The organism is Dyella lipolytica (assembly GCF_030160075.1).
Classification (GTDB): domain Bacteria; phylum Pseudomonadota; class Gammaproteobacteria; order Xanthomonadales; family Rhodanobacteraceae; genus Dyella_B; species Dyella_B lipolytica.
The window spans coordinates 138,235-144,234 of record NZ_BSNQ01000001.1 but is presented as its reverse complement, the minus strand read 5'-3'; the positions used below and the strand labels follow the sequence as shown (position 1 = coordinate 144,234).

Below are 6,000 nucleotides of genomic sequence, written 5' to 3'. Positions count from 1 at the left end.
GCAACCCGCGCCAGTACCTCATGTGAGCTCACATTTTCGCCTTCGCCGAAGTAGGCCTGCAGCAAAGCAAGCTTCAGCGCCTGCTGCTTTCCTTCCAATTCCGCCCAATGCAATAGGCGATGCGCGTCGAAGGTGTTGTAGATGCGGCTGCGCTTGTCCATGTTGAACGTAAAGCCCAGCGCCGCACCGCGCTGCCGGATGCCTTCCTGGTTCTTGGTCATCTGCTCTGGCGTGCTGCCGTATTTGTGCGCCAGATGTTCGGCCACGCCTTCCCCTTCAGGCACCATGTCGGGGTTCAGCTCGAAGGGTTGGAAATGCAGTTCGGCCACCACTTCGCCATTCAGTCGCTGCAGAGCTTGCTCCAGCGATTTCAGGCCAATGGCGCACCACGGGCAGACGACGTCGGAGACGAAGTCGATTTTTAGATTTTTGGTGTCAGCCATATCTGACCTCGGGTGGCTTGGTACGTGCTATATGCGGTTCAGTGCGTTCTATGGCAACCCCATACTGCTAAATGCAAGTCGTAGCAACAAAAAGGGGCCGGCAGTGCCGGCCCCTGGGCTGGGTAAAACCACAATTTTTCACGCCATTCAACGCTAAAACGGTGATTATCAGTTCGACACGTGGATCAGAAGTCGTACGTAGCCGAGAGTCGAACGTAGCGCGGGGCTTCCAGATACAACGGCATCCCATAGGTGTTGGAAACTGTATATGGAGCGGTTTCGTAGGTTGCGTCGAGCACCGTGGGATTGCGTTCGTTCAACACATTGAAAACATCGAGGCTGAACGCGAGCTTCTTGTCCGCAAACGGCGGTCGATAGGTAACACCCAGATTGAGCTGTTTCGTCCATGGCAACCGTCCCAGGCTACCGAGCGGTGTTGGATTGCCAGCGCAATAATGGTACGCGGAGCCGTACAACACCGGATCGGATTCATCAGTGCCGTAGTAGCCCATGCACACTCTGGGTGCACCAGACGCGATTTGCAGCGAACCGGAAATCATCCATTCCGGCGTGATTTGGTAGGCGCCTCTGGCTTTCAGCACATGGGTGCGATCGTTAGACAGAACTCCGTTACTGTTTTCCATGAGCTGCCAGAAGTCCCAGTCCTGCGATTTGGAAACGTCATCCTGACCGATGGTGGAAAGCACCTGACCTTCCGTGTTGCCATAACTGCGCGAGAATGTGTAGTCGATGCGACCTTGCCACTTGCCATCGAACGGATGCTCCAGGAATAGATCAAGCGCGTAGTACTTACGCTTTGCTCCTTCGGTAAAACCCCAATCTTGGGTCGTCATGGTGACTTTGGAGTAGCCATTGCCATCAGCGTTGGCCAACAAGAATGTGTTGGTCTTGCCGGGATTGAAGATCAAGCAGCTGTTCGGAAATACGATGCTGTCCGGATCGATACCCGACGCAACGGCCTTTCTGGCCACGGCATCATCGTCGCAAACGTCGTCAATGTCCGTTTGCAGCCTGCGCACCGTGACTTTGGCACCATACATCCATTTGCTGCCGAGCATCTTGGTGAAACCTAAGATGGCTTCGTCCTGATATTGCGAGCGAAGATCGATCGCGGTGATCGTTTTGGGATCCGGCGTTTGTCCATACTCACCATTGGAGGAGATTGGGCCTGGTCCGATAGGAGTTAGGCCAGTCGGTGCGCCGGTGGTCGGATTAATGCCCGTGTAGGTGAAATACTCATTGGTATAGGTCGAAGGGCCGGCTGCGCGTTCAGCCACGCTATTGGGCAGCGCAAGGTAATAACGTCCCAGGTTGCCGAACACCTTGAACGTGGAATCACCTAGTACGTCCCAGCTGAATCCAAGGCGTGGCGCCCATTGATTCGTGTTGTGCACGAATGCTTGATGGAGATTGTTGTAGTTGCTGAACTGGTCGTTGCGAAGACCGATGCTCAGCAACCAGCGGTCATTTACCTGCCAACGATCTTCCAGGTATTGCGCGGTCTGATCCACCGACATGCTGGTCGTTGTGGTGTAGATGTACCTGCGAACGTAATAGCCGTTGCCTCCGGGTGCGCCAACACCAAAAGCGGGATTCAGCGGGGTATTAGGCTTGCTGGTCTTGCCATAGAGCCATGCGTAAGCAGGTCCGAATACCTGTTGACCTTCGTCAGTCGATGAAGTGGTTATGTTGTCGACGCCAGCGGAAAGCGTGTGATCTCCCAGTTTGTATTCGAGATCCAGACGCAGGCCATGACTGCTGCTTCCGGCATTAGGCGACTTTACATATGGCGTTGTGATGCCGTTGGTGATGGGGATGCCTCCAGTAATGCCCGGGTCCTGATTCACCACGCCACCGAGATAAGGCAGCGTTGGGTTGGCACCTGGGATCTGGCTGTAATCCATGACCTTGGTCTTGCCGTAGGTGGCCGAAAAGGTCAGATCATCAGTGATGTAACTGGTGTACTTGCCAATGTAGATATCAGAACCCGTCTTGGTCGATGTGTCATAACCAAACAGCGAGCCTTGTGAGCGGGTGTCGTAATCGTACGCATACAAGCTACCGCTGTAGGATTCTTTGTTCGATATATTGGTGAACTCAAGAATATTGCTGTCATTGATGTTCCAGTCCAGCTTGAGGTAGTGCTTGGGAAGGCTGAAGCTGTAGCGATCATTGTAGGGTTGAGATGAAGCAGATGAAGACGTCGACAAACCGTCTCTCTTCTCAGCTTCGGCCGATGCGAAAAGGAAAAGCTTGTCTTTGATCAATGGGCCGCCGAGATAGAAGCTGTATACCGTGTGGTTGGCCGTATTGTCCTTACGCGAACGGTACATAGAGCCGGCAAGCTCGGGGTTTTGATAACCGTAACCTGCGGGAAGTGCGGCATTGGGGTAGTAGACGTTCTTGGGATTGGACGCAAGGAAACTGGGCTCCCACAAGACCTGCGCACCGAAATGCCACTTATTGGTGCCACGCATGCCGACCTGATTTATAACGCCGCCGTCCGAACGCCCGTATTTGGCGCTGTAGCCGCCGGTGAAAACTTCTTGCTGATCAATCGAGCCGTAGGGCAAGCTGATGCCACCCATGCCGGAAAGCGGATCTGTCGTGTTGAAACCATTAATGTAATAGGCGTTTTCAGTAACTGATGCACCACCAAACGAAACAAGTGCATTGCCGGTCGGGCCGCTAAAGTAGCTGCTGCCACCCACAACGCCCGGTGCCAGCAAGGCGATCGATTCTGCGGTGCGAGCGATCGGAAGCTGCGCGAGCTCTTTGGACGTGATAACCGTGCGCGAATCCACAGCAGTCACGTCGATGGGTGGGAGCGCATTGGCGGAGACACTGATCACGCCGAGCGACTTCGCATTCGAAGCAGAAGCGAATGACACATCCATGCTCGCGTTCACAACGATATTTACGTTGTCACGCTTATCAACGACAACCCCGCCTCGCTGAAGCGTAACGCTGTATGCCCCGAGGGGTAGATTGGTGAAGCTATAGCGCCCCGAGTTGTCCACGGTGGTTTTGCGAACCAAACCGGTAGAGCTCGTAGCAGTGATTGTTACGCCTGGCTCTGCCTGACCACCGATGCTGCCGGTTGTGGACTGCGCAAAGACGCTAGTACTCGCCAATGCGGCTGCACATGCCAACGCCAGCAATGAGTAGTTAAAAGTATTTCTTGCTTTCAAAGTGCTCTCTCCCTGGAGTCGCCACTCGTTGCTTAGCGATACAACGTGCGGCAAATAACAAAATGCGAAAGCCATCCCTGAGCCGTGTTGCACGGCTTGAGCAGCAACAGTCGCGTATGCACGGCTCGATCCCTAGAGGGAAGAAAAATCATGCGAGCCGTACTGATCAAATAAGCCACTAACGTTTTTCCAACAATCGGAAAGCGCTCAATTTGATGCAGGGGATTGGCTAGGCGCCGGAAGAGGGCAAAGAAATCGCGCCTACGTGCAATGCAGCACGTACAAATACTAGAGAGGGATGTTTGAGCGGGAGAGAGGAACTGCTCGGAGTGTCGGCGATGCAGCGACGACTCAATGCGCAACGTGCAGGACGAGTGTTTCGCCCTGCACGTCGGAAAACACCTTACGCCTTACCGATGAAATCCTGTTTGCCGATATTCGCACCGGACTCGCGCAAAATGTTGTACGCGGTGGTGCAATGGAAGAACAGGTTCGGCATCACATAGTGCAGCAGATAGGCCTGTCCTTCGAAGTGCGTCTCGCCGTTGCGGGTCTTCAGAGTGATCGCGCGCGTTTCGCTGCCATCGATCTGCTCGGGCTTGAAGCTCTTGATGTAATCGATGGCGCGCTCGATGCGGTTATACAGTTCGTCGAGCGAGGTTTCGTTGTCTTCGAACTTCAGCGGGTCCACGCCGGCGAGGCGCGCAGCACCGTTCTTCGCCATATCGGTGGCGATCTGCACCTGCTTCACCAGCGGCAGCATGTCGGGGATCAGGCGGGTATGCAGCAACACGGATCCTTCTACACTTTTTTCCTTCGCATGCGCTTCGCCCAGCTTCAGCACATGGTGAAGGTTGCTCAATGCGCGCACGAATACGGGAACGGCAACTTGGTACATGGAGATGCTCATGGGGATGACTCCGGTTGATCGGTGGGAAGAGGTTCGCTGGCGACTGTGCCAGCCAAGGGTGAAAGCTCGCCGGCCAAGGCGGCCACTGCGTTTTTAGTAGACGATGCCGGATGCGGAGCGATATGCACATGCCGTATCGCGTAGCTGGCGATGACGGCAGCCCCTATCAGCAGCAGCGCGGCCAATACGAAGGCAATGCCGGGCAAATGCGCTGGCGCGTGGTCGCTGATGAACAGCGCGAACAGGTTGGCGAACAATGCCGGCCCGAAGATGCCGGCGAGACTGGCGAGGCTGGTGAGCGCGCCCTGCAGACGGCCTTGTTCGTGCGGATCCACTTGCTGTGTCATCAAGGCCTGCGCGGGTGGCCCCGCCAGCCCGCCCATGCACAGGAATGGAATGCCCAGCAGGAACAGCCACGATACGGACGACAGGCCAAACAGCAGATAGCCGACCACGCACAGCGGCAGCCCGATCATGATCATGCGGCGCTCGCCCAGTTTCGGCATCAGCTGACGCACCAGTACCGCCTGCACCAGACCGCTGCACAGGCCGACGAAGGCCAAGGTGTAGCCCACGGCCTGCGGACCCCAGCCGTAGCGGTAATCGGTGTACAGCACGTAAGTGGCGTTGAGCGAGAACTGCGCCAGATTGATCAGGAAGAACACCGTGGCCAGCGCAAACACTTGCGGATAGCGGCGCAGCAACACCAAGGCGCCGAACGGGTTGGCATGGCTCCAGTCGAAACGCTTGGTGCGGCGCTCGGGCGGCAGCGATTCTGGCAGGACGAAAAAGCCGTAGCAGAAATTGGCTAGCGACAAAGCGGCTGCCACCCAGAATGGTAGGCGGACGCTGTAATGGCCTAGAAAACCGCCCAACGCCGGTCCCACGATAAAGCCGACGCCGAACGCCGCCCCAAGTGCGCCGAAGGCCGCCGCGCGCTTTTCCTTCGGTACGATGTCGGCGATGTATGCATTCGCGGTAGAGAAGCTGGCCGCGCAGATACCTGAGATCCCACGGCCGATAAGCAGCAACCAGAGCACCGGCGTGATCGCCATCACGATGAAGTCGACGCCCAAACCGAGGCTGGAAATCAGGATCACAGTCCGCCGACCGAAGCGGTCAGAAAGCGTGCCTTGCACCGGCGAGAACACAAACTGCATCAGCATGTAAAGCGTGGCGAAGCCGCTGGTCCACACGGCCGCCTGCGCGATGCTGCCGCCGATCAGCTGCACCACCAGGTGCGGCAGCACGGGAATGATGATGCCGAACGCCAGCATGTCCAGCATCACTGTCACGAAGATGAACGCTAACGCAGCTTTGTTGTGCGAGGTTGCGGGAATCGGTGCGGAGTCCATGCGAGGGGCGCGGATAGGTCACGAAAGGATGGAAAGCGCCAACGATAGCCGATGGCGTCGTGCTTGGCATGGGTTGAGCC

Annotated in this window: 4 protein-coding genes; all 4 read right to left on the bottom strand. The window is 56.4% G+C overall.

From position 1 onward, the window contains the following. On the bottom strand, nt 1-443 hold a 443-nt coding region (locus QQL64_RS00625; RefSeq protein WP_284395044.1), incomplete at its 3' end, for a DsbA family oxidoreductase. A gap of 185 nt (nt 444-628) precedes the next feature. Further along, complete coding sequence (locus QQL64_RS00620) at nt 629-3,730, bottom strand: TonB-dependent receptor (RefSeq protein WP_425603831.1); 3,102 nt, start codon at nt 3,728-3,730, stop codon at nt 629-631. Between the two features lie 328 nt (nt 3,731-4,058). Continuing rightward, a complete protein-coding gene (locus QQL64_RS00615; protein ID WP_284395041.1) occupies nt 4,059-4,565 on the bottom strand; it encodes a DUF1993 domain-containing protein in 507 nt (168 codons plus the stop codon). Further along, a complete protein-coding gene (locus tag QQL64_RS00610) occupies nt 4,562-5,920 on the bottom strand; it encodes a TCR/Tet family MFS transporter (RefSeq protein ID WP_284395039.1) in 1,359 nt (452 codons plus the stop codon). The genes QQL64_RS00615 and QQL64_RS00610 overlap by 4 nt, the downstream gene beginning before the upstream one ends. Nucleotides 5,921-6,000: the final 80 nt, after the last annotated feature.